General features: G+C 42.5%; 25 protein-coding genes. 18 read left to right on the top strand and 7 right to left on the bottom strand.

Translation table 11 applies throughout. The features are described from left to right. Positions 1–189 precede the first annotated feature (189 nt). The 8 genes from B7714_RS09690 to B7714_RS09650 all read left to right on the top strand — a co-directional run bounded on the left by B7714_RS09690 (position 190) and on the right by B7714_RS09650 (position 7,194). Entirely contained in the window at positions 190–453 is a 264-nt protein-coding gene (locus B7714_RS09690; protein WP_084860371.1) for a type II toxin-antitoxin system RelB/DinJ family antitoxin, read from the top strand. After that, the gene (locus B7714_RS09685; RefSeq protein WP_000913061.1) at positions 446–724 is read left to right on the top strand and encodes a type II toxin-antitoxin system RelE/ParE family toxin; all 279 of its coding nucleotides are present in this window, start codon (positions 446–448) and stop codon (positions 722–724) included. Before B7714_RS09690 ends, B7714_RS09685 begins: the two co-directional genes overlap by 8 nt. A gap of 20 nt (positions 725–744) precedes the next feature. Continuing rightward, complete coding sequence (locus B7714_RS09915) at positions 745–897, top strand: hypothetical protein (protein WP_084860370.1); 153 nt, start codon at positions 745–747, stop codon at positions 895–897. 21 nt (positions 898–918) lie between these two features. Next, complete coding sequence (locus tag B7714_RS09675; RefSeq protein WP_044020149.1) at positions 919–2,160, top strand: aminopeptidase; 1,242 nt, start codon at positions 919–921, stop codon at positions 2,158–2,160. A 9-nt stretch (positions 2,161–2,169) separates the two neighbouring features. Next, on the top strand, positions 2,170–2,400 hold the full coding sequence (locus B7714_RS09670; protein ID WP_000901578.1) for a GlsB/YeaQ/YmgE family stress response membrane protein: 231 nt from the start codon (positions 2,170–2,172) through the stop codon (positions 2,398–2,400). A gap of 233 nt (positions 2,401–2,633) precedes the next feature. After that, the gene (locus B7714_RS09665; protein ID WP_084860369.1) at positions 2,634–3,356 is read left to right on the top strand and encodes a pseudouridine synthase; all 723 of its coding nucleotides are present in this window, start codon (positions 2,634–2,636) and stop codon (positions 3,354–3,356) included. Positions 3,357–3,465: 109 nt separating this feature from the next. Next, positions 3,466–4,800, top strand: a complete 1,335-nt coding sequence (gene pepC, locus B7714_RS09655) for an aminopeptidase C (protein WP_084860368.1) — start codon at positions 3,466–3,468, stop codon at positions 4,798–4,800. Between the two features lie 165 nt (positions 4,801–4,965). Next, positions 4,966–7,194: an HAD-IC family P-type ATPase gene (locus tag B7714_RS09650; protein WP_084860367.1), complete on the top strand. Its 2,229-nt coding sequence runs from the start codon at positions 4,966–4,968 to the stop codon at positions 7,192–7,194. A 59-nt stretch (positions 7,195–7,253) separates the two neighbouring features. On the opposite strand, the gene B7714_RS09645 is transcribed toward B7714_RS09650, so the two are convergent. The 4 genes from B7714_RS09645 to B7714_RS09630 all read right to left on the bottom strand — a co-directional run bounded on the left by B7714_RS09645 (position 7,254) and on the right by B7714_RS09630 (position 11,153). Further along, a complete protein-coding gene (locus tag B7714_RS09645) occupies positions 7,254–8,165 on the bottom strand; it encodes a PTS system mannose/fructose/sorbose family transporter subunit IID (RefSeq protein WP_000818313.1) in 912 nt (303 codons plus the stop codon). A gap of 14 nt (positions 8,166–8,179) precedes the next feature. Further along, positions 8,180–8,992 carry a PTS mannose/fructose/sorbose transporter subunit IIC gene (locus tag B7714_RS09640; RefSeq protein WP_001280317.1) on the bottom strand — a complete coding sequence of 271 codons (813 nt, stop codon included), beginning with the start codon at positions 8,990–8,992 and terminating at the stop codon, positions 8,180–8,182. Between the two features lie 75 nt (positions 8,993–9,067). Continuing rightward, a complete protein-coding gene (locus B7714_RS09635; protein ID WP_049500953.1) occupies positions 9,068–10,057 on the bottom strand; it encodes a PTS sugar transporter subunit IIB in 990 nt (329 codons plus the stop codon). 283 nt (positions 10,058–10,340) lie between these two features. Next, a complete protein-coding gene (locus B7714_RS09630) occupies positions 10,341–11,153 on the bottom strand; it encodes a Cof-type HAD-IIB family hydrolase (RefSeq protein WP_084860366.1) in 813 nt (270 codons plus the stop codon). A 187-nt stretch (positions 11,154–11,340) separates the two neighbouring features. On the opposite strand from B7714_RS09630, the gene B7714_RS09625 reads away from it, so the two are divergent. The 7 genes from B7714_RS09625 to B7714_RS09590 all read left to right on the top strand — a co-directional run bounded on the left by B7714_RS09625 (position 11,341) and on the right by B7714_RS09590 (position 18,685). Next, a complete protein-coding gene (locus B7714_RS09625; RefSeq protein ID WP_000359241.1) occupies positions 11,341–12,759 on the top strand; it encodes an NCS2 family permease in 1,419 nt (472 codons plus the stop codon). A 53-nt stretch (positions 12,760–12,812) separates the two neighbouring features. Further along, entirely contained in the window at positions 12,813–13,520 is a 708-nt protein-coding gene (locus B7714_RS09620; protein WP_000653640.1) for a CPBP family intramembrane glutamic endopeptidase, read from the top strand. 75 nt (positions 13,521–13,595) lie between these two features. Then, entirely contained in the window at positions 13,596–14,570 is a 975-nt protein-coding gene (gene folP / locus B7714_RS09615; RefSeq protein WP_162284819.1) for a dihydropteroate synthase, read from the top strand. Between the two features lies 1 nt (position 14,571). After that, positions 14,572–15,894: a bifunctional folylpolyglutamate synthase/dihydrofolate synthase gene (locus B7714_RS09610; RefSeq protein WP_084860365.1), complete on the top strand. Its 1,323-nt coding sequence runs from the start codon at positions 14,572–14,574 to the stop codon at positions 15,892–15,894. Further along, positions 15,875–16,429: a GTP cyclohydrolase I FolE gene (folE, locus tag B7714_RS09605; protein ID WP_000380931.1), complete on the top strand. Its 555-nt coding sequence runs from the start codon at positions 15,875–15,877 to the stop codon at positions 16,427–16,429. Before B7714_RS09610 ends, folE begins: the two co-directional genes overlap by 20 nt. A gap of 158 nt (positions 16,430–16,587) precedes the next feature. Next, positions 16,588–17,409 carry a 2-amino-4-hydroxy-6-hydroxymethyldihydropteridine diphosphokinase gene (gene folK, locus B7714_RS09595; protein ID WP_084860364.1) on the top strand — a complete coding sequence of 274 codons (822 nt, stop codon included), beginning with the start codon at positions 16,588–16,590 and terminating at the stop codon, positions 17,407–17,409. Continuing rightward, a complete protein-coding gene (locus B7714_RS09590; RefSeq protein ID WP_084860362.1) occupies positions 17,402–18,685 on the top strand; it encodes a hypothetical protein in 1,284 nt (427 codons plus the stop codon). The genes folK and B7714_RS09590 overlap by 8 nt, the downstream gene beginning before the upstream one ends. Positions 18,686–18,735: 50 nt before the next feature. On the opposite strand, the gene B7714_RS09585 is transcribed toward B7714_RS09590, so the two are convergent. Next, entirely contained in the window at positions 18,736–19,053 is a 318-nt protein-coding gene (locus B7714_RS09585) for a DUF960 domain-containing protein (protein WP_000886045.1), read from the bottom strand. A 204-nt stretch (positions 19,054–19,257) separates the two neighbouring features. Between B7714_RS09585 and ccpA the strand changes: the two genes are divergently transcribed. Further along, positions 19,258–20,268, top strand: coding sequence for a catabolite control protein A (gene ccpA, locus B7714_RS09580; protein ID WP_001090635.1), 1,011 nt, complete (start codon positions 19,258–19,260; stop codon positions 20,266–20,268). Positions 20,269–20,319: 51 nt separating this feature from the next. Here ccpA and B7714_RS09575 read toward each other — a convergent pair whose 3' ends face one another. Further along, complete coding sequence (locus B7714_RS09575) at positions 20,320–21,282, bottom strand: asparaginase (protein WP_084860361.1); 963 nt, start codon at positions 21,280–21,282, stop codon at positions 20,320–20,322. 65 nt (positions 21,283–21,347) lie between these two features. Here B7714_RS09575 and B7714_RS09570 point away from each other — a divergent pair, with 65 nt between their 5' ends. Then, positions 21,348–22,733 carry a Cof-type HAD-IIB family hydrolase gene (locus B7714_RS09570; protein ID WP_084860360.1) on the top strand — a complete coding sequence of 462 codons (1,386 nt, stop codon included), beginning with the start codon at positions 21,348–21,350 and terminating at the stop codon, positions 22,731–22,733. A 36-nt stretch (positions 22,734–22,769) separates the two neighbouring features. On the opposite strand, the gene B7714_RS09565 is transcribed toward B7714_RS09570, so the two are convergent. Next, positions 22,770–23,222 carry a universal stress protein gene (locus tag B7714_RS09565; protein ID WP_000079161.1) on the bottom strand — a complete coding sequence of 151 codons (453 nt, stop codon included), beginning with the start codon at positions 23,220–23,222 and terminating at the stop codon, positions 22,770–22,772. 166 nt (positions 23,223–23,388) lie between these two features. Between B7714_RS09565 and B7714_RS09560 the strand changes: the two genes are divergently transcribed. Further along, complete coding sequence (locus tag B7714_RS09560; protein ID WP_042768287.1) at positions 23,389–23,688, top strand: hypothetical protein; 300 nt, start codon at positions 23,389–23,391, stop codon at positions 23,686–23,688. Positions 23,689–23,823: the final 135 nt, after the last annotated feature.

Below are 23,823 nucleotides of genomic sequence, written 5' to 3'. Positions count from 1 at the left end.
TTTTTGCTCCTGTGTATTTTTGGGTATTTTTATAAAGAGTAGCACATTAGCTTTTTTATGTCAATATATTTGAAGAGTGAACCTCATTCTATTTTTCTATTGAAGGTCATTGTATGTTCGTTGTATGTGTTTTGTATTTACAGTTCTTGCCATTTTTGTTAAAATAATAGATAGAAAGAGGGTGAAAATATGTCAAAGACGAGTATGAGCATCCGTTTGGATAGTGAGGTCAAGGAGCAGGCCCAACAAGTGTTTAATAATCTGGGGATGGATATGACAACGGCTATCAATATTTTCCTTCGTCAGGCTATTCAATATCAGGGGTTGCCTTTTGATGTTAGGCTAGATGAGAATCGGAACTTACTTGAGGTATTAACGGATTTAAATCAAAATCGTAATATGAGCCAATCTTTTGAATCAGTCTCTGACTTGATGGAGGACTTGCGTGCTTAAGATTCGTTATCATAAACAGTTTAAAAAAGATTTTAAGTTGGCTATGAAGCGTGGTTTGAGGGCAGAATTGTTAGAAGAAGTTTTGAATTTTCTGGTTCAGGAAAAAGAACTTCCTGCCAAATATCGAGATCACCAACTGGCAGCATCCAAGCACTTTCAAGGAGTTCGTGAGTGTCATATCCAACCAGATTGGCTTTTGGTCTATAAAGTGGACAAGTCTGAATTGATTTTAAACTTGCTGAGGACAGGCAGTCATAGCGATTTATTTTAATAAATTTTAAGGAGTTCAAGATGAAACTTAGAATCTTTGCGGAAGACAAACCAGCGCAAAAGGTGTTTGACTATCAGCTAGAGCTGGCAGATGAAACAATTATCCTATCGACAGCGCTCTTGTCTGGTGCCATTGCTTTAGCAGGATTATTTTCTGCTTTGAAGGAAAAATAACAAAAGAAAAGGAAGAATAGAATGGTTTTACCAAATTTTAAAGAAAATCTAGAAAAATATGCGAAATTATTGGTTGCGAACGGAATTAACGTGCAACCTGGTCACACTTTGGCTCTTTCTATCGATGTGGAGCAACGTGAGTTGGCGCATTTGATCGTGAAAGAAGCTTATGCCTTGGGTGCACATGAGGTCATCGTTCAGTGGACAGATGATGTGATCAACCGTGAGAAATTCCTCCACGCGCCGATGGAGCGTCTGGACAATGTGCCAGAATACAAGATTGCTGAGATGAACTATCTCTTGGAGAATAAGGCTAGCCGTCTCGGTGTCCGTTCTTCTGATCCAGGTGCCTTGAACGGAGTGGATGCGGACAAGCTTTCAGCTTCTGCAAAAGCGATGGGACTCGCTATGAAGCCGATGCGCATCGCAACTCAATCCAACAAGGTTAGTTGGACTGTAGCAGCTGCAGCAGGGCTTGAGTGGGCCAAGAAGGTCTTTCCAAATGCTGCGAGCGATGAAGAAGCAGTTGATCTTCTTTGGGATCAAATCTTCAAAACTTGCCGTGTCTATGAAGAAGATCCAGTTAAGGCTTGGGAAGAACATGCAGCCATTCTTAAGAGTAAGGCAGAAATGCTTAATAAAGAGCAATTTTCAGCCCTTCACTACACAGCGCCGGGAACTGATTTGACACTTGGTTTACCTAAGAACCACGTTTGGGAATCAGCTGGTGCTATCAATGCACAGGGAGAAGGATTCTTACCAAATATGCCAACAGAAGAAGTCTTTACGGCGCCTGACTTCCGTCGTGCAGATGGCTATGTAACCTCTACAAAACCACTTAGCTACAACGGAAATATCATCGAAGGCATTAAAGTAACCTTCAAGGATGGTCAAATCGTAGACATTACTGCTGCAAAAGGTGATCAGGTCATGAAAGACCTTGTCTTTGAAAATGCTGGTGCGCGTTCCTTGGGTGAATGTGCCTTGGTACCAGATCCAAGCCCAATTTCTCAGTCAGGGATTACCTTCTTTAACACTCTTTTCGATGAGAATGCTTCAAACCACTTGGCTATCGGCGCAGCCTATGCGACCAGCATTGTTGGTGGGGCAGAGATGAGCGAAGAGGAGCTTGAAGCTGCAGGACTGAACCGTTCAGATGTTCACGTGGACTTTATGATTGGGTCGAGTCAAATGGATATCGATGGTATCCGTGAGGATGGAACACGTGTACCACTCTTCCGCAATGGAGACTGGGCAATTTAAGGAGAAGCTATGCTTGGAAGTATGTTTGTTGGTCTCCTAGTGGGACTCTTGGCAGGTGCTTTGACCAATCGTGGAGAAAGTATGGGATGCTTTGGGAAAATGTTTCTCGGCTGGATTGGTGCTTCTTTGGGGCACCTGCTCTTTGGGACTTGGGGTCCAAACCTAGCGGGGATAGCTATTGTTCCAGCTGTTTTAGGTGCTATGGTTGTCTTAGCTATTTTCTGGAGACGAGGAAGTTAGTTTCTTAAATCTGATACTCAATGAAAATCAAAGAGCAAACTAGGAAACTAGCCGCAGGCCGCTCAAAGCACTGCTTTGCGGTTGTAGATAGAACTGACGAAGTCAGCTCAAAACACTGTTTTGAGGTTGCAGATGGACGTTGACGCGGTTTGAAGAGATTTTTGAAGAGTATGAAAAGAAAAGGAGGTTGGTCACTTGGGCCAGCCTCCTTTTGAGTATGATATAATAGTTCTATGAGATTAGATAAATTTTTAGTTGCATGCGCTGTGGGAAGTCGGACGGAGGTCAAAAACTTGCTCAAGGCTGGACGCGTGACGGTCAATGGCAAGAAAGAAAAATCAGCAAAATTGCAAATCAATGAAGAAAGAGATGAGATTCGTTTTGACGGTCAAGTGCTGGAGTATGAAGAGTTTGTCTACTACATGATGAACAAGCCCCAGGGAGTCATTTCGGCGACTGAAGATCCCAAGCATAGAACGGTTCTGGACTTGTTGGATGACTATGGACGTGCCAAAGAAGTCTTTCCTGTAGGGCGATTGGATATCGATACGCATGGACTCTTACTCTTGACAAATGATGGAAAGCTGGCTCATTCCCTTCTATCGCCCAAGCGTCATGTAGATAAAACTTATCAAGCTCAGGTCAAGGGAATCATGAGCCAAGAAGATGTGGAAACATTTGGCAAGGGTATTCCGCTCAAGGACTTTACCTGCCAGCCGGCCAAACTGGAGATTTTGTCAGTGGATTCATATAAGGATGAGAGCCAGGTTCGGGTGACTATTAGAGAAGGAAAATTTCATCAAGTCAAACGCATGGTAGCATACTGCGGGAAGGAAGTAGTGGACCTACAACGTTTGGCCATGGGGACTCTAGTTTTGGATGAGAATTTGAAACGAGGAGAATGGCGTCGCTTGACCAAGGAGGAGTTAGAAGTTCTCCTTGCTAGTATTGCTTAGTTTGGATTATGTTAGAAAAGGTGAGGAGAAAGTCCCTGCCTTTTTCATTTTTCAGTTGCTTCCTTTGTGAAAAGAGTTATAATAGACAGTAGAATAAAAGGAGGAATCTATGAACGCGATTCAAGAATCATTTACAGATAGACTATTTGCCAACTATGAAGCAAATGTCAAATACCAAGCGATTGAAAATGCTGTCAGCCATAACGGAATTTTTGCAGCCCTAGAACGTCGCCAAAGCCATGTAAACAATACACCTGTTTTCTCATTGGATTTGACCAAGGACAAGGTTACTAACCAGAAAGCCTCTGGTCGTTGCTGGATGTTTGCAGCTCTCAACACCTTCCGCCACAAACTCATCTCTCAATACAAACTGGAAAACTTTGAGTTGTCACAAGCCCACACATTCTTCTGGGACAAGTACGAGAAATCCAACTGGTTCTTGGAGCAAGTCATTGCGACTGCAGACCAAGAATTGACGAGCCGCAAGGTTAGCTTTCTACTCCAAACACCTCAACAAGACGGTGGTCAGTGGGATATGGTAGTGTCCCTCTTTGAGAAATACGGTGTCGTGCCCAAGTCTGTTTACCCTGAGTCTATCTCATCTAGCAGCAGCCGTGAGCTCAATGCCATCCTTAACAAATTGCTTCGCCAAGATGCTCAAATCTTGCGTGACTTGCTCGCTTCTGGTGCAGACCAAGCGACTGTTCAAGCTAAGAAAGAAGACCTCTTGCAAGAAATCTTTAACTTCCTTGCTATGTCACTAGGTCTTCCACCACGTAAATTTGACTTTGCTTATCGCGATAAGGATGATAACTACCAAAGCGAAAAGGGTATCACACCACAAGAGTTTTACAGGAAATATGTCAATCTTCCTCTAGAAGACTACGTTTCTGTTATCAATGCTCCAACTGCTGACAAGCCTTACGGCAAATCTTACACAGTTGAGATGTTAGGAAATGTGGTTGGTAGCCGTGCAGTTCGCTACATCAACGTTCCAATGGAGCGCTTGAAAGAATTGGCGATTGCCCAAATGCAAACAGGTGAGACTGTTTGGTTTGGTTCAGATGTCGGTCAGCTCAGCAATCGTAAAGCTGGAATCCTTGCGACAGATGTTTATGACTTTGAGTCAAGCATGGACATTCAACTCACTCAAGATAAAGCTGGACGTTTGGACTATAGCGAAAGTTTGATGACCCACGCCATGGTCTTGACAGGTGTGGATTTGGATGAAAATGGCAAGTCAACCAAGTGGAAAGTTGAAAACTCATGGGGAGACAAGGTCGGTGCAGATGGTTACTTTGTCGCCTCAGACGCTTGGATGGACGAATACACTTACCAAATCGTTGTCCGTAAGGAATTGCTGACAGCAGAAGAACGAGCTGCCTATGAAGCAGAACCAATCGTACTTGCACCATGGGATCCAATGGGAGCCTTGGCAGAATAAAGTCTAAAGAAAAGAGGTTAGGGGAATCCTAGCTTCTTTTTTAAGTCCTTCTTAAAGTGATGATGGATGATGCTTGCTAAGTGAGTTCTCCTTATTTTGAGTCTTTAAGTGACAGAGAAAAAGATATGTGTTATTATAGTAGTACAAAAGGATATCGGAGTAGAAATGAAGTATTTAAGCAGTCAAGACATCAAGGATCGTCAACGAAATATCAGCGACATTAAACCCTATAAAACAACCAAAGAAATCGTCGTTTCAAATATCTTTACCTTCTTTAATGCCATGAACTTGGCTCTAGCAGTTCTGGTAGCCACAACCTTGCGATTTGAAAATATGCTCTTTTTAGGTGTGATTGCTATCAATACAGCCATTGGGATTTTCCAAGAAGTGCGTTCAAAAAATGCCTTAGAAAAGCTGAGTTTGCTTGGTAAAAGTAAGTACAGAGTCAACCGAGATGGTCAAACGATTGAGGTTGCTCCAGAGGACATCGTACTGGGGGAATATCTGCATCTCAATCTGGGAGATCAGGTACCTGTCGATGCAGAAGTCCTTGAAGGGAATATTGAAGTTGATGAGTCCTTGCTGACTGGTGAGAGTGATTCGGTCTTTAAAACAGCAGGTGACAAGCTGATGAGCGGAAGCAATGTCGTTAGCGGTACTTGTCTGGTCACGGCGACGGCGGTCGGACCCGATAGTTATATCAACAAACTCGCAAAATCCAGCAAGGAATTCAAAAAATATCCTTCTCAACTGCGCGATTACATGGATAAGATTTTAAAAATCGTCTCCATCTTGCTGGTGCCAGTTGCCATTCTGCTCTATGTCAGAGGTTTTAGTCTAGGACGGACTTATGTTGAAATCGTCTTGGGAAGTTCAGGTGCCTTGGTCGGCATGATTCCAGAGGGCTTGATTCTCCTAGTTAGTGTGTCCCTAGCAGTAGCAGCCATGAAGCTGGCTAAAAAGAAGGTTCTAGTGCAGGAACTATACTGTGTGGAAACTTTGGCGCGAGTAGATGTTCTTTGTTTTGATAAGACAGGTACCATCACGACTGGTAATATGAAGGTCCAAGAAATGAATGCTAATGTGGCAGAGAAACTATCTTCTTATCTGGCTTATTTCGAGGATGAAAATGCAACTTCCCGAGCTCTGAAGACTTACTTAACCTGTGAGAAAAAGTGGGAAGTTCAAGAAGTTGGTGCCTTTTCAAGTAAAAACAAGTATTCCTTTGTCCAAGTAAAAGACAGTGGGACCTATTTCTTCGGAGCCTATGAATTTCTAGGCTTTACCCAGCCGATGGATGCCTACTATGAGCATCTGAAACAGCAAGGTTTTCGAATCTTAACACTCGCTCATAGCAAGGACCAGATTACTAGTCCAGCTAATATGGAACTACTAGGCCACGTCGTTTTGTCAGATGAGATTAAGGACAATACCAAGGAAACCTTTGACTATTTCGAATCTCAAGGTGTTGAAGTGAAGATTATCAGTGGTGATAATCATGTGGCTGTATATGGGGTGGCTCGTAAGGCAGGTTTTAAGGAAGAAGCGCGGGCTATTGATATGACCAAGGTGAGCGATGATGACTTTGAAAGAGTGGTCTTGGAACACGAAATATTTGGACGTGTGACACCTGAACAGAAGCAAAAGATGGTATCTATTTTGCAAAATGCTGGTAAAACAGTTGCCATGAGTGGTGATGGAGTCAATGATGTTCTGGCTCTCAAGAAAGCAGATATTAGTTTTGCCATGAAGGGGGCTACGAGTGCAGCCAAAAGTGTATCCAATATTGTTTTTCTCACAGATGACTTTGCAGTATTTTATGATATCTTGATGGAAGGACGCCGGGTCATTAACAACATCCAAAAGGTAGCCTCTCTTTTTCTAACAAAGACCTTCTTCTCCATCGTTTTTGCCATTTTGAGTGTGGTATTTGGTTTGGAATTTGCCTTTATCCCCATTCAGTTTACAATCATTTCAGCCATTACGATTGGGATTCCATCCTTCTTCCTGACTTTTGAGTCCAATAAAGAAAAGGTTAGCACTCACTTTATGAGAGATATCCTAACCAACGCGGCGATTGGTGGTGGCGTTCTGGTTGCTAGTGTTCTTTTGACCAATTTCTTTATCACTGTCCCAGGTCAGGTCAAATTTATTTGCTTCCTCCTTGCCCTGATCAATGGTCTGTGTCTAGTTGCCAAGGTCAGCTTGCCTTTTAATCGATACAAGATGCTTTTGCTCACGTTTTTGAGCCTTGCAGCCCTTGTTGGTGTACTTGCCAATACTTTTATCCTACAGGGAGCTTTTGTGCCTTTAGAAGCCAAACAGCTACTCTATGTTGCCATACTAGCAGTGGTGATTGGGTGCTTTCATTATCTTACTAGGAGAAAAAGTTGATACATAAAAAGAATCAGGTTTAATCCTGATTCTTTTTTGTTTATATATTCTCACCGAGATTACATGATACCGAAGAAACGAGCTGCGATACCAACTGCAAAGAGGGCAAGGATGATTGTGATTGGAGATACTTTTTTCTTAAGCAACCACATGCAAAGGAAAGTAAGGAGAAGTCCCATCAATCCTGGAATCAATGAGTCCAACTGACCTTGAAGCGTTTGTGGTTGAACTCTATCTAGGCTCATACCACTAAGCGCTTGACCAAGAATGCCCTTCAACTCAGCTCCTGTAACAGGACCTTCTGGGAAGTTGATGTAGGCACCTTCTGACAATTGTTTGCCTGGAAGGTTGATAGTGAAGTTGATGGATACCCAACGTTGTACAAGAACGGCAAGGATGAACATACCAAGGATAGAAGCACCTTTAGTGATGTCTTTCAAGATACCACCAGACATGTCTTTAGTGATCTCAGATCCAGCTTTGTAACCGAACTCTTGTGTATACCATAGGAAGGCCATACGGATAGCATTCCATCCAAAGAAGAAGAGAAGGGGACCAACAATGTTACCAGATGCAGCAAGTGATGCACCAAGGGCTCCAAGGATAGGACGAACTGTAAACCAGAATACTGGGTCACCGATACCAGCAAGAGGTCCCATCATACCGATTTTAACCCCTTGGATAGCCGCGTCATCGATTTCTACACCGTTAGCGCGCTCTTCTTCAAGTGCAAGAGTAACCCCCATGATAGGAGCAGCTACGTATGGGTGAGTGTTGAAGAACTCAAGGTGACGCTCAAGAGCAGCCGCTTGGTCTTCTTTTTTAGTGTATAATTTTTTGATAGCTGGGATTAATGAGTAAGCCCAACCCAAGTTTTGCATACGTTCGTAGTTCCAAGAACCTTGAAGGAATTGTGAACGCCACCAAACTTTTTGACGATCTGATTTTGATAATTGAATTTTTTCAGCCATGATTGTTCCCCTTTCTAGTAGTCTTCTAGGATATCACCGATTGGGTCGTTAGAAGTCGCAGCTCCGCCGCCACCGTTTCCACCTTGTTTTGTAAGGTTAAGGTAGATGAAGGCAAGGGCAACACCGATGACACCAAGGGCAATCAAAGTCAATTGAGAGATAGCTGCAAGAGCAAAACCGATAGCGAAGAATGGCCATACTTCACGAGTTGCCATCATGTTGATAACCATAGCGTAACCAACGGCAACGACCATAGCACCACCGACAGCCATACCACCGTTCAACCAGTCTGGCATCAAACCAAGAGCGTCTTGAACAGCAGAAGCTGGGATAGCGATAAGGAAGGCAGCAGGGATTGCAATACGAAGACCTTGAAGAAGAAGTGCAACAAAGTGAGCACGCTCAACAGCTGCAATGTTTCCGTCTTTAGCAGCAGCATCAGCTGAGTGAACTAAGGCAACTGAGATTGTACGAACAATCATTGTCAAGAAAAGTCCAGCTACAGCAAGAGGGATAGCTGTTGCCGTTGCAACGGCGATACCATCAGTAGTAAAGTTACCACCTTTGATCAAGATGATTGCTGCAGCAACAGATGCAAGAGCAGCGTCAGGAGCTACGGCAGCTCCGATGTTTGCCCAACCAAGGGCGATCATTTGAAGAGATCCACCAAGCATAACCCCTGCTTCGAGGTTACCAGTTGCAAGTCCGATAAGGGTACATGCGACGATTGGTTGATGGAATTGGAATTGGTCGAGGATACCTTCAAGACCTGCAAGGAAGGCAACAACTACAACCAAGATAGCAGAAATGATTGAAATATCTGACATGGTTTTATTCCTTTTCTATTTAGTTTTAATAAAGTATTTAATCCTGTTTTCAAAAATGATAGAAACAGATTAACATTATTGAACGTTTGCTTTCTTAATCAAGTCAAACAAATCTTTTTTCGTGTCGTTTGGTACTTTACGTACATCAAATTCAACACCGAGGTCACGCATTTTTTCAAAGGTTGCAACGTCTTCTTTGTCCATAGACAAAACGTTGTTAATCATTGTTTTACCTGTTGAGTGAGCCATAGAACCAACGTTAAGGGTCTTGATTGGCACGCCACCTTCGATAGCACGAAGTGCATCTTGTGGAGTTTCAAACAAGATAAGGGCATGAGTTTCTCCGAAACGTGGGTCTTTTGCAACGTCGATCAATTTCTGGATTGGGACAACGTTGGCTTTTACTCCATTAGGAGCTGCTTGTTTGATCAATTCTTTACGCAACTCGTCGTTTGCAACGTTGTCTGAAGCAACGATGATACGATCTGCTTTTGAATCTGGAGTCCAAGCAGTGGCAACCTGACCGTGAAGGAGACGAGTGTCTAGACGAGCAAGGTTGATTTTCAGTTTACCGTCACCGATAACTGTTCCTTCTGGAATAGCAGCTTGTGAAACTGGAGCAGCTGCAGCAGTTGCAACTTCCTCAACTGGGTTAAGCTCTTCTGGAAGAGCCTTGATGCCATCTTTGGCTTCTTTAATGATATTCGCAGCGACTTTATCCACACCTGCATTCGCGTCCATAAGGCGCTCTGTGTAGGCTTGGATCAACATCGGCAAGTTCAGTCCTGTGATGATGGCAAACTTACGTTCTGGATTTTCTCCCATTACGCGGCTAGCTTGGTTGAATGGAGATCCACTCCAAAGGTCAGCCAATACTAGAACCTCATCTTCTGCGTCAAATGCAGCCACAGCGTTGTTGAATTTAGCGTAAAGGTCATCTGGACCTTCATTTGGCATAAAGGTTACAACTTGAACCTTTTCTTGTTCACCAAAGATCATAGATCCTGACTGATGAATACCCGCAGCAAATTCGCCGTGGCTCGCAATAATGATTCCGATACTCATTATTGTCATTCCTCCTTATAAAATGTTTGACTGTATGTTTAAGAAAACTTTAAGCCTAACTTTAAGTATAAACCGTTTTCATATAAAAATCAACTACTTTTTCTAAAAAGATGTAAAAGTTTTCATAGAATGACTTTTTAAAAATATTAATATATCAATGTTTTTTGAGAGATAAATGAAAATGGTAATAGAAAATTTAATATAAAAATACAGAAAATAAGCCGCTTTAGTGAAAATAAAATGAAAACAAAAAGGAAAGATTGCGACCATGCAATCTTCCCTTTTATAAGAATAAATTTTGTAAAGCGCGGGCAACTCCATCTTCTTCGTTGGTCAGAGGAAGTTGTTCGTCTGCATATGGAAGAAGAGCAGGATTGGCGTTTTTCATAGCATATCCCTTGCCTGCAAATGCCAACATTTCAGTGTCATTATGCTCATCACCAAAGGCGATTAAGTCTTTTTTATCACGATTCATCACATTGAGCAAGTACTCTAGAGCAAAAGCCTTGTTTACACCCTTGGGAGTACACTCGAGGATGTTGAGGGGCCCGCCCCAGGTATTGATAGCTAGTTGGTGCTGATAAAAATGATTCATCTCGTCCGCTAAAGCGTATTTGTCTTCAGCCCTTGTTTGCAAGAGGATGCAGTTGGGATCTTTGGTTACTCGTTCAGGTTTGAATTGATTTTCTGGCCGGAAGTTCTCTACGCCAAATAGTTTAGGATCTGCAATTTCTTCATTCGGTGTCGTGATATAGAATTTTTTTCGATATTCTCCCGCAATAAAATCAGCCTGGATGTCCTCCGTGCGCTTGACCATGTCTAGGAGGTATTTTTTGTCCAAGGTCAGGCACTTTTCATGCTCCCAAGTCTGTCCTGGTAGATGGGTAAGGGAGCCGTTAAAGTTAATCATGGGAGTATGCAATTCTAGCTCACGATAGAAGTCTTTTGCCATACGATACGGACGGCCTGTCGTGATGATGACATGGTGTCCTTTTTCTGAAATTTTTTTGATCGTCTCTTTGGTGAAATCGGAGAGCTTGCTTTCATTATTTAGCAGGGTTCCGTCCAAATCGACTGCGATAATTTTTTTAGTCATATAAACCTTCCTAGTCGTTTCCAGATAAGATGTCTACTATTATATCAAAAAGAAGGAAGAAAAGCAGATAAGAACAAAAACTACAGTTGCTTTGATTTATTAAATAAATCAAACAAACATATTGAAAAGGTGAATGATAAATGATATAATACTAATATTGTTCGTAAAAAACAAAAGGAGATTAAAGATGGACAAACTATTTAAACTAAAAGAGCACGGGACAGATGTCCGTACAGAGGTGCTTGCTGGTTTAACAACATTCTTTGCAATGAGTTATATTCTCTTTGTAAACCCTCAAATGCTTTCCCAAACGGGTATGCCTGTTCAAGGTGTGTTCTTGGCAACGATTATCGGTTCTGTAGTAGGTACTTTGATGATGGCTTTCTATGCTAATTTGCCGTACGCACAAGCACCAGGTATGGGACTAAATGCCTTCTTTACATTTACAGTTGTATTTGGGATGGGCTATACTTGGAAAGAGGCTCTTGGTATGGTCTTCATTTGTGGAATTATTTCACTGATTATTACCTTAACAAATGTTCGTAAAATGATCATCGAATCTATTCCAACAACACTTCGTTCAGCTATTTCGGCTGGTATTGGTGTTTTCCTTGCCTATGTTGGAATTAAGAATGCTGGTCTCTTGAAATTCTCAATCGATCCAGGTACTTATACGGTAGCAGGTGAAGGAGCAGACAAGGCTCAAGCTGCACTTACTGCAAACTCCGCAGCTGTTCCAGGATTGGTAGACTTCAATACTCCAGCCGTATTGGTGGCTCTTGCAGGTTTGGCTATTACCATTTTCTTTGTTGTTAAAGGCATCAAGGGTGGAATCATTCTTTCTATTTTAACAACGACTGTGCTTGCCATTGCTGTTGGTGTTGTCAAATTATCAGGGATTGACTTTGCTAGCAACAATCTTTCAGCAGCGGTTAATGATTTAGGAACTTTGTTTGGTGCTGCTCTTGGTTCAGAAGGTTTAGGATCTTTGATTTCAAACACTTCGCGTTTACCAGAAACCTTGATGGCTATTCTTGCCTTCTCACTAACGGATATTTTTGATACAATCGGTACTCTTATCGGTACTGGTGAAAAAGTTGGTATTGTTGCGACAAGTGGGGAAAACCATGAGTCCGCTAAATTGGACAAGGCTCTATACTCTGACTTGGTGGCAACTTCGGTAGGTGCCATTGCAGGTACTTCAAACGTTACGACCTATGTTGAATCTGCGGCTGGTATCGGTGCTGGTGGACGTACTGGTTTGACAGCCCTAGTGGTTGCGATCTGTTTTGCTCTATCTAGCTTCTTTAGCCCACTTCTAGCGATTGTTCCGACAGCTGCAACAGCACCAATTTTGATCATCGTCGGAATCATGATGCTTTCTAACTTGAAAAATATCCCTTGGGATGATATGGCTGAAGCGGTTCCTGCCTTCTTCACATCTATCTTTATGGGATTCAGCTACTCTATCACACAAGGGATTGCTGTTGGTTTCTTGACATATACCTTGACAAAAGTTGTCAAAGGTCAAGCCAAGGATGTGCACGTGATGATTTGGATTTTGGATGCCTTGTTTATCCTTAACTATATCAGTATGGCGCTATAAATGGTATAATAGAAAAAGGGGAGTCTCCCCTTTTTCTTATAAGGAGGTACATCATGAAAGATAAGACGATTTGGCAAGAGGTTTTAAACAGAGGGAAATGGGTGATCATCCTTTTGGTAGCTTTTGTTCTATCTCAATTTCCCATAGGACTTGCTTTGTTTTTAGCAAACAAACAGTTTCCGATTTTACAGTCAGGGCTCTTAGTAGGTGCTCTATCCATAGTCGTTTTGATTGTATTCATTATTGGTGCACGAAAAACACAACTTGCTACTTTTAATCTATCCTTTTTTAAGGCAAAAGACTTGGCTCGCTTGGTACTGAGTTATCTGGTGATTTTTGCGACAAATCTCTTGGGTTCACTACTGCTTCGACTAACAAATGAGGCAACAACCAGTAACCAATCAATACTGAATGGTTTGGTTCAGAATAGTTCCTTGATTTCAACTTTCTTCCTACTAGTCTTGATTGCGCCGATTTGTGAAGAAATTTTGTGTCGTGGGATTATTCCAAAAAAGATCTTCCGCGGAAAAGAAAAACTAGGTTTTATTGTTGGTGCAATCGTCTTTGCCTTGCTTCATATGCCAACCAATCTACCTTCTGTGATTATTTATGGAGGAATGTCAACGGTTTTGACTTGGACAGCCTATAAGACTGAGCGTTTGGAGATGTCCATTTTGCTTCATATGATTCTCAATGGTATTGCATTTTGTTTGTTGGCCTTATTGGTATTGATTAGTAGAAATCTAGGTCTATCATTCTAAACCATTAGCCTACTTGGAAAAGATGAATACTAACGTGTCCATCTTTTTCTTTTTATGGTAAAATAGAGGGATAATATGGTAGAGAACCTTAAGGGAGTAACCGTTATGTCCAATAAAGTCAACCACGGAAAAACAGCTATTTGTGGAATTATCAATGTAACACCAGATTCTTTTTCGGATGGTGGTCAGTTTTTTGCTCTTGAGCAGGCACTCCAGCAGGCTCGTAAATTGATAGCAGAAGGAGCGAGCATGCTAGATATCGGTGGAGAATCGACTCGGCCGGGCAGTAGCTATGTTGAGATAGAAGAGGAAATCCAGCGTGTTGTTCCAGTGATTAAAGCTATCCGTGAGGAAAGTGATGTTCTCATTTCCATTGATACTTGGAAAAGTCAGGTGGCAGAGGCCGCCTTGGCTGCTGGTGCTAATCTGGTTAATGATATCACTGGTCTCATGGGAGATGAGAAAATGGCGGATGTGGTTGCTAAGGCTGGAGCGAAAGTGGTTATCATGTTTAATCCAGTCATGGCTCGACCTCAGCACCCTAGTTCGCGCATATTTCCTCATTTTGGTTTTGGGAAAGCATTTACAGAGGAAGAGTTAGCTGACTTTGAAAAAGTGCCAATCGAAGACTTGATGGAGGCTTTCTTTGAACGAGCTCTAGCGAGAGCCAATCAAGCTGGGATAGCAAGAGAAAATATCCTGCTGGATCCAGGGATTGGCTTTGGTCTGACCAAGAAGGAAAATCTACTCCTTCTACGTGATCTGGATAAACTCCATCAGAAAGGCTATCCAATCTTTCTTGGTGTTTCGCGTAAGCGATTTGTTATCAATATCCTGGAAGAAAATGGTTTTGAAGTTAATCCTGAAACGGAAGTCGGTTTTCGTAATCGAGACATAGCTTCGGCTCATGTAACCAGTATCGCTGCGAGACAGGGTGTCGAAGTAGTGCGTGTGCACGATGTAGCCAGTCACAGGATGGCGGTTGAAATTGCGTCAGCCATTCGTTTGGCAGATGATGCAGAAAATCTAGATTTAAAACAATATAAATAAGATGAACGAAATTCAAAACAATCAGTGGATTGCCCACTATCGGACAGACCAACCGCATTTTGGTTTGGAGAGAATGGTGGAACTCTTGGCGCTAAGAGGCAATCCCCATCTCAAACTCAAGGTCATCCATATTGGAGGGACTAATGGCAAGGGCTCTACCATTGCTTTTTTGAAAAAGATGCTGGAAAAGCTAGGTCTAAGAGTTGGTGTGTTCAGTTCGCCCTATCTCATTCATTACACAGACCAAATTAGCATCAATGGGGAATCCATTCCCGAAGCGAAACTCGAAGCTCTCATGGCGGACTATCAGACTTTGCTTGAGGGAGAATCTGCTGACAATTTGCAGGGAACAACCGAGTTTGAGATTATCACAGCTCTAGCTTATGATTACTTTGCCTCAGAGCAAGTAGATGTGGCCATCATGGAAGTCGGCATGGGTGGCCTTCTGGATAGTACCAATGTTTGTCAGCCAATTTTGACAGGGATTACGACCATTGGACTGGATCATGTAGCCCTACTTGGTGATACCTTGGAAGCCATAGCAGAGCAGAAGGCTGGTATTATCAAACAAGGTATTCCATTAGTGACAGGTCATATTGTTCCTGAAGCCTTGACTGTGATCGACCCTATTGCAGAATCTAAAAATACACCGAGAATACGACATGGGAAAGATTATCAGGTCAGTCACCAAAAGAGTGTGGTGACAGGCGAAATCTTTGATTATACCAGTTCTGTCAGACAAGGTCGTTTTCAAACAGGTCTGCTTGGCTTGCATCAGATAGAGAATGCGGGGATGGCGCTTGCCCTCCTAGACACTTATTGCCAGGAGGCGGGGCGAGAATTAGCAAGTAATGACTTGGTTGCTCAAGCTTTGAAAGAAACTAGATGGCCAGGGCGTTTGGAGGTCGTGTCTAGTGACCCCTTGCTGCTTTTGGATGGAGCCCATAATCCCCATGCTATCAAGGCTTTATTAGCAACCTTGCAAGAACGTTTTGCGGATTATCATAAGGAAATCCTTTTTACCTGTATCAAAACTAAGGCTTTGGAGGATATGTTGGATTTGCTAGAAACGGTGCCAGATAGTCAACTGACTCTGACTTATTTTGATGATAGTCGGGCGACGGATGAAAGCGTGCTGAAAGAGATAGCCAAGTCTAGAAATTTCAATTACCAAAGTTGGCAGGATTTTCTGGAGCAGAAATTGTCAGATAAAAATGAAGAGAAACAAACAGTTGGGATTGTCACGGGTTCTTTGTATTTCTTGAGCCAAGTGAGAGCCTATCTGATGGAGAGGAAGAACGAGAATGGACACACAAAAGATTGAAACGGCTGTAAAAATGATTATCGAGGCTGTTGGTGAGGACGCTAACCGCGAGGGCTTGCAGGAAACACCTGCTCGTGTAGCCCGTATGTACCAAGAGATTTTTTCAGGTCTTGGTCAGACTGCGGAGGAACATTTGTCAAAATCCTTTGAGATTATTGATGACAATATGGTGGTGGAGAAGGATATCTTTTTCCACACCATGTGTGAACACCACTTCTTGCCCTTTTATGGGAGAGCGCACATTGCCTATATTCCAGATGGTCGTGTGGCTGGCTTGTCCAAGCTAGCCCGTACGGTTGAAGTCTATTCTAAAAAACCACAGATTCAAGAACGTTTGAATATTGAAGTAGCTGATGCCTTGATGGACTATCTAGGGGCTAAGGGAGCCTTTGTTGTCATTGAAGCAGAGCATATGTGTATGAGCATGCGTGGTGTCAGAAAACCAGGCACTGCAACCTTAACGACTGTAGCCCGTGGCCTATTTGAGACGGATAAGGACCTAAGAGATCAGGCTTATCGTTTAATGGGACTATAATACTCTTCGAAAATCAAATTCAAACCACGTCAGCTTCCATCTGCAACCTCAAAACAGTGTTTTGAGCAGCCTGCGGCTAGCTTCCTAGTTTGCTCTTTGATTTTCATTGAGTATAAAAAGAATCCGCTTCAAGCGGATTTTTCTAGAAAGGACTAGTTATGGATCAACTGCAGATTAAAGATTTGGAAATTTTTGCCTATCATGGTCTTTTCCCTAGTGAGAAGGAATTGGGGCAGAAGTTTGTTATTTCCGCAAGCTTATCCTATGATATGACCAAGGCGGCTACAGAATTGGATTTAACAGCCTCTGTCCATTACGGAGAACTGTGTCAGCAGTGGACGACTTGGTTTCAGGAAACCACTGAGGACTTGATTGAAACGGTAGCCTACAAACTAGTAGAGCGTACCTTTGAGACCTATCCTCTTGTCCAAGAAATTGAACTGGAACTTAAAAAACCTTGGGCTCCAGTCCACTTGCCACTTGATACCTGCTCGGTAACCATTCACCGTCGTAAGCAGCGGGCCTTTATCGCTCTAGGAAGTAATATGGGAGACAAGAAAGCGAACTTGGAACAAGCTATTGATAAACTGCGGACTCGAGGTATCCATATTCTCAAAGAGTCCAGTATCTTGACGACGGAACCTTGGGGTGGTGTGGAACAAGATAGCTTTGCCAATCAGGTGATTGAAGTAGAAACCTGGCTACCAGCACCAGTCTTGTTAGAAACCTTGTTAAGTATTGAGTCTGAAATGGGACGGGTTCGAGAGGTTCATTGGGGGCCTCGTTTGATTGATTTGGACTTGCTCTTTGTGGAGGACCAGGTCATTTACACAGACGACCTCATCTTGCCTCATCCTTATATAGCAGAACGCCTCTTTGTTCTTGAACCGTTAGTGGAAATAGCTCCCCATTTTATCCATCCAATCTTAAAACAACCAATTCGATACTTGGTTGACCAGTTGGAGCAAGGAAATGCCTAAGCTTTCTGAGACCTATAGCAAGTGGAAGAGTATCGGGGAGGGACTACTTGCTATTGTTTTAGGGCTTCTCTTGATTCGTTTTGGACAGGTTATTCCGCGAATGGGGTACCAGTTGCTGATGGGCTACTTTTCTTTGTCAGCAGTTTGGCACTTGTTGACTCGCTGGTTTCAAGATAAAAAACGTCGGGAAAACATCTTTGTAACCTTGGCTAAGCTGGTGGTTGCGGCTCTGGTGTTTGACTCTATCATCTTGCAAGACCTTGCCCTCTATCTCCTGGTTTTTATCATTGCGAGCTACCAGCTGTTTACGGGTGGCATTAGTCTTGTGACCTGGTCTCTCTATCGAAAAAATTCTATTCATCCTCGGCTCCATCATCTCTTTGATGCTGTATGGATGATAGGATTCGGGCTTTATAGCATCTCTCCTTTTCACGATGCAGCGAATTTTGAATTGCTCTTGCTTGGGTTTTACTTGCTCATGCTAGGAGCCAGTAGCCTCCGGGACGGTTTCTTTTTTGAAAGGATAGAAAACAATCCCAAGCTAAAACGACGAATGCGAATGACTTTGCCGATCTTTGTGACGGCTTTGATCCCTATCAGCACCTTGCGCAAATTGAATGAGTGGCTGTCAAATCATGAAAGTCAAGAAGGGGAAGTTCATTCAGAAAGAAAAAACGATCAAGTAGTTGATCTAGAAATTTTTATTCATACCTCAGAAACCTCCTTCTTCCTCGCTATGGGACATGTGGATATTTGTTATCAAGGGAAGGTTATTTCCTATGGTTCGTATGATCCCCACTCGGAGCGTTTATTCGGCATGGTTGGAGACGGTGTTTTGTTTAAGGCCAATCGGGAAAAATACATCGAACTCTGCAAGAGGGAAAGTCAGAAGACCTTATTTGCTTATGGTCTGAGTTTGACGGACCAACAGAAAGCAGCCATCCAAGCTCGTCTAGTAGAGATAGAAGATCTGTTAATTCCTTGGGAACCAAGCTCGCAGTTGATGAAAAGAAGAGAGGGCGAGGTCAAGCATACCTACTCCTACCAACTGAAACAGGAAGCGGATGCGACCCTTTATAAATTCAGCTCATCCAAGTTTAAGACCTACTTTGTTCTCAGTACCAATTGTGTTTTGCTGGCAGACTCTATCGTGGGAAAAGCTGGGACTGATATATTGAGTCCCCAAGGTTTCATTGTGCCAGGGACTTATCAGGATTACCTTGACTTAGAATATACAAAACCCAATGGTCTAGTAGTTAGTCGCTCCATTTATTAGAAAAAGAAAACTCTAGTTCCTCAGCAGTTTGCGCCGAGAAGCTAGAGTTTTTAAAATAGGTCATTTTCTTCTGGAAGGAGGATGGTTTCTCTGCCATCCAGGTCTAAAACAAGGACCCTAGGAGGGTAAAGCGGATCGAAAGGATGATTGAAATCAAAATCGATGCTAGTCGGAAGGTGCTGGCTAGAAAAATGGAAGGTGATGGTCCCCTTATTGTTGAGCAGTTGAAACTCAAGTTCTTCTTCTAATTCAAAGACATTTTTCAGGAAATGATCGATAATATACCATAAAGAGTCAATGACATCATCAGGCAAGCTGGTCACGACACCAAAACTAGCGGAACGTCTCTGTGTATTTGTAAAAGCCATGTTTTCATCCCCCTTTTATTTTCCTTATCATACAGCAAAATGTCTTAAAAATCAAGAAATCGTAATTGCTTTTTCAAAATGGGAATAAACTGTGAAATTTTTTCAAAGTTTCTCTAAAAAATACTTGAAAGTGTTTACAATAAGTGATAAAATGGAGTAAGTAGATGCGTGAAAGCGAAATTTTCATTATAGAAAGGAAACGGAATGAACACAGATGATACAGTAACGATTTATGACGTCGCCCGTGAAGCAGGAGTTTCAATGGCAACAGTTAGCCGTGTCGTTAATGGCAACAAGAATGTTAAAGAGAACACTCGAAAAAAAGTCCTAGAAGTGATTGATCGCTTGGACTATCGTCCAAATGCGGTAGCACGTGGTTTGGCTAGCAAGAAAACAACGACAGTCGGAGTTGTGATTCCTAACATTACCAATGGTTATTTCTCAACACTTGCTAAGGGGATTGACGACATTGCTGAAATGTACAAGTATAACATTGTCCTAGCAAATAGTGATGAGGATGATGAAAAGGAAGTTTCAGTGGTTAACACTCTCTTTTCAAAACAAGTCGATGGGATTATCTTTATGGGCTATCACTTGACTGAAAAGATTCGTTCAGAATTCTCTCGTTCACGGACACCGGTTGTTCTTGCCGGTACTGTGGATGTAGAACACCAACTTCCAAGTGTGAATATTGACTACAAACAAGCAACGATTGATGCCGTGAGCTACCTTCTCAAAGAAAACGAGAAAATTGCTTTTGTGAGTGGACCACTCGTCGATGATATCAATGGCAAGGTTCGTTTGATTGGTTACAAGGAAGCCTTGAAAAAAGCTGGACATTCTTATAGCGAGGGATTGGTCTTTGAATCAAAATACAGCTATGATGATGGTTATGCCTTGGCAGAACGCTTGATTTCATCACAAGCTACAGCCGCAGTTGTAACAGGCGATGAATTGGCAGCAGGTGTCCTAAATGGTTTGGCTGACCACGGTGTGTCTGTACCAGAAGAGTTTGAAATCATTACGACAGATGACTCTCAGATTGCACGATTCACTCGTCCAAACTTGACTACTATTGCCCAACCTCTTTATGACTTAGGTGCTATCAGCATGCGTATGTTGACTAAGATTATGCATAAGGAAGAATTGGAAGAACGTGAAGTTCTCTTACCTCATGGTTTGACAGAACGCCGCTCTACACGAAAACGTAAATAGAAAAAATCAGGAAATCGTGAGATTTCCTGATTTGCTTTCTAGAGAAGAGGATTAGCCTTCCATATAGTCTTTTAAGGCTTGTCCTTTTAATCCAGCATTAAGGGCAATTAATAATTTGAGGCGAGCTTTTTGAGCGTTGAGTTCTTTGACAAAGAGAACGCCAGACTCTTGCAATTGAACCCCCCCACCTTGGTAGGCATAAACAGGTTCAGCAATGCCATTAAAACAACGTGAGACCAAGGCGACTGGGATTCCTTTTTGGAGGAGATTTTCCAACCTTTGAGCTGTTTCTTTGGGGATATTACCTGCTCCGAAGGCCTGAATGACTAGGCCATCCAGCTGTTCCAAGTCTAACATATCGATCAGCTCGTCTGTCATACCGGCATAGGCTGAGATGATGGGAACCAGACCCTGAATTTGTTCGAGATTAAAACGGACACGAGGTTCAGCTGTTTTAAAGTAGAGGATTTCTTGCTTCATGATGAGGCCAAGTGGTCCATGTGTTGGGGTTTGAAAGGTCCCGACGTTTGTCGTATGGGTTTTGGTTACGTACTTGGCCGCGTGGATTTCATCGTTCATGACGACCAGAACCCCCTTATCAGCTGACTTGTCATCGCTGGCGACTCGTAAAGCGCTCAGATAGTTGTAAACACCGTCGCTACCAAGTTCGTTTGAACTACGCATAGCCCCTGTTAGAACGATGGGGATGGGTGGGATTTTCATGGTATCAAGGAAGTAAGCTGTTTCTTCTAAGGTATCTGTACCGTGTGTGATGACAACTCCATCGTAGTTATTAGCTTCCTCTTTGATTTTATGATAGAGTGCAAGCATATGCTTGGGTTTGATATGGGGACTTGGCAGATTAAAAAAGTCTAGGGCATGAACCTCAATCCCTTCAAGTGGATTGGAAACATGGTTCATGGGATTGTCCTGACTAGTTACAACTGCTCCAGTGGCGTCAGCTTGCATGGAAATAGTCCCACCTGTATGTAAAACAAGGATTTTCTTAGGCATGATTTAGTCACTCTTTCTGAAATGTGGTATAATCATTGTAACACAAAAGGGGAGAATGGGATAGGATGGAAGTCAAGGCTGTTTTTTTTGATATCGATGGAACGCTAGTCAACGATCGCAAGAGTGTTTTGAAATCCACTAAGGACGCGATTAAGATTGTCAAAGAGCAAGGAGTGCTTGTTGGAGTAGCGACAGGGCGAGGGCCGTTTTTTGTCAAGGAGTTGATGGAAGACTTGGACCTAGACTTTGCGGTGACCTACAATGGCCAATACATTTTTAATAAAGAAAAGGTACTCTTTGCAAGTCCAATCGCTAAGTCAAGCTTGCGTCAACTGATTGCTTATGCTAAAAAGGAGCGTAAAGAAATCGCTCTTGGAACCGAGCATGCCGTTGTTGGTTCGAAAATTATGTCATTTGGTCTCGGCTCCTTTTCCCAACTGGTTAGTCGATTTATCCCGACTGTGCTGACAAGAACCGTTAGCCGTTCCTTTAATCGAATGGTCAGCAAGGCAGTTCCTCAAAAGGAAGACAACCTGCTTAACTTGATTAATCAACCCATTTATCAAGTTTTGATGCTGATGACGCCAGAAGAATCTGAGAAGGCAGCAAGTGATTTTGAAGATTTGAAATTAACTCGAAGCAATCCTTTTGCAGCAGATATCATCAACCAAGGAAATTCCAAACTAGAAGGCATTCGCCGAGTCGGGAAAGAATATGGTTTTGATCTCAATCAAGTCATGGCCTTTGGTGATTCCGACAACGACCTGGAAATGTTGGCGGGTGTTGGTATGTCGGTCGCTATGGGAAATGGCAGTAGCAGTGTCAAAGAAGTTGCCAAGCATATTACGGCAAGTAATCAACAAGATGGTATCCACAAGGCGCTCGAGCACTTTGGTGTTTTGGCTTCAGAAAAAGTGTTTGTCAGTCGAGACTACCACTTTAATAAGGTTAAAACCTTCCACCACATGATGGATGAACGAACTCAAGAAGAGCCACAGGCATGGGATGCTGAAGGTGCAACCCACCGCGCAGATTTTAAAATTGAAGAATTAGTGGAGTTTGTTCGTGCGGCAAGTTCTTCGGAGGAAGAATTTCAAAACTCCCTTGCAAGCATGCATGAGGCACTTGATAAGGCGGCAGAGAAAGTGGCGAAAAAGACGCCTGCTGAGCAAAATCTGGTCGGTCAAGTGGATGCCTTGATCGACACACTGTATTTCACATACGGTAGTTTTGTTTTGATGGGAGTAGATCCAGAACGTATTTTTGATATTGTCCATGAAGCGAATATGGGAAAGGTTTTCCCTGATGGAAAAGCTCATTTTGACCCAGTTACACACAAGATTTTAAAGCCAGATGACTGGGAAGAAAAATATGCTCCGGAACCTGCCATCCGACAGGAACTACAACGTCAGTTTAAAGCTTATGAGCGACATAAAGAAAGAAAAAAATAGAAACAAAAAGGAGCTCAAGGCTCCCTTTTTTAATGACTACAATGTTTTTTCTCTTTCTCTCACGACTAGCAAATCGACTTTTGCATGGCGGAGAATGTACTCAGATGAAGAACCAACCAAGAGGCGTTCAAAGGCATTGAGCCCTGTTGCACCAACGAGAATCAGGTCGACATTTTCTGCGTCTGGAATAGTACGGGCAAGGAGGGTTTTTGGATTTCCCATTTCGATGACGATGTGAATATCGGTCACACCAGCATCTCTTGCACGCTTTTCGTACTCCTTCATCAGACTTTCAGCATCGACTTGGAGTTCTTCGTAAACTTCAGCATCAAAGGTAGACACGCTTTGAAGAGCGCGTGTGTCAATAACATGGGCAATGGTGAGCTTGGATTCGTTGCGTAGTGCAGTGTAAACACCTTTGACGAAAGCCAAGTCCGCTTCTTTAGAACCATCAATTGCGACCATAACATTTTGGTAACGTTGTGCCATAATGAAACCTCCTGAAATTTTCTTACTGTTATTGTAACCCTTTTCACTAAAGAAGTAAAGTAAAAATCATATTTAAATAAATATTATTGGAGATTCAATTTGGTGGAGATATGTTAAAATAAAAGAAAACGGGATAGCAGAAAACACAGTAGGGGGATGAGAAAGTATGAAAGATTCTGTTCAAGCTTCTAAAAAAACAAGTTTTCTTTATCATGGAATTATCCTTGCGTCACTTGTAGTGGAAGTAGTGATGCTTTGGCAGCTGGAAAGAGTCGTACCCGTTCTCTATCCAGGTTTTGTTGCTTTTCTTCTCTTTCACTTAGTCTACCACATCATTTTATTTGTGATTGCAAAGAGAAGTGGTCGCTTGGACTATTTGGTCACGTGGGGGCTCTTTCTCATGTTTAATCTTTTGTATGATTCCTTTTTAGCGCTAATCTTTCTAGGTCTGTCTTTTGGTATGTGAGAAAATACTTCTGCATTCTAGTTGTTTAGACAGTGAGAACCCAGTCGTTATGAGTTTTTTCTTTGCTTGCTCATTTCAGGAAACTTGTCGCAATCCCTTTCTAGTGGTATAATGTTACTATCTCTATGAATTGAG

Source organism: Streptococcus oralis subsp. oralis, from assembly GCF_002096595.1.
Lineage (GTDB): Bacteria > Bacillota > Bacilli > Lactobacillales > Streptococcaceae > Streptococcus > Streptococcus oralis_D.
This window is presented reverse-complemented; position numbering and strand designations above follow the sequence as displayed.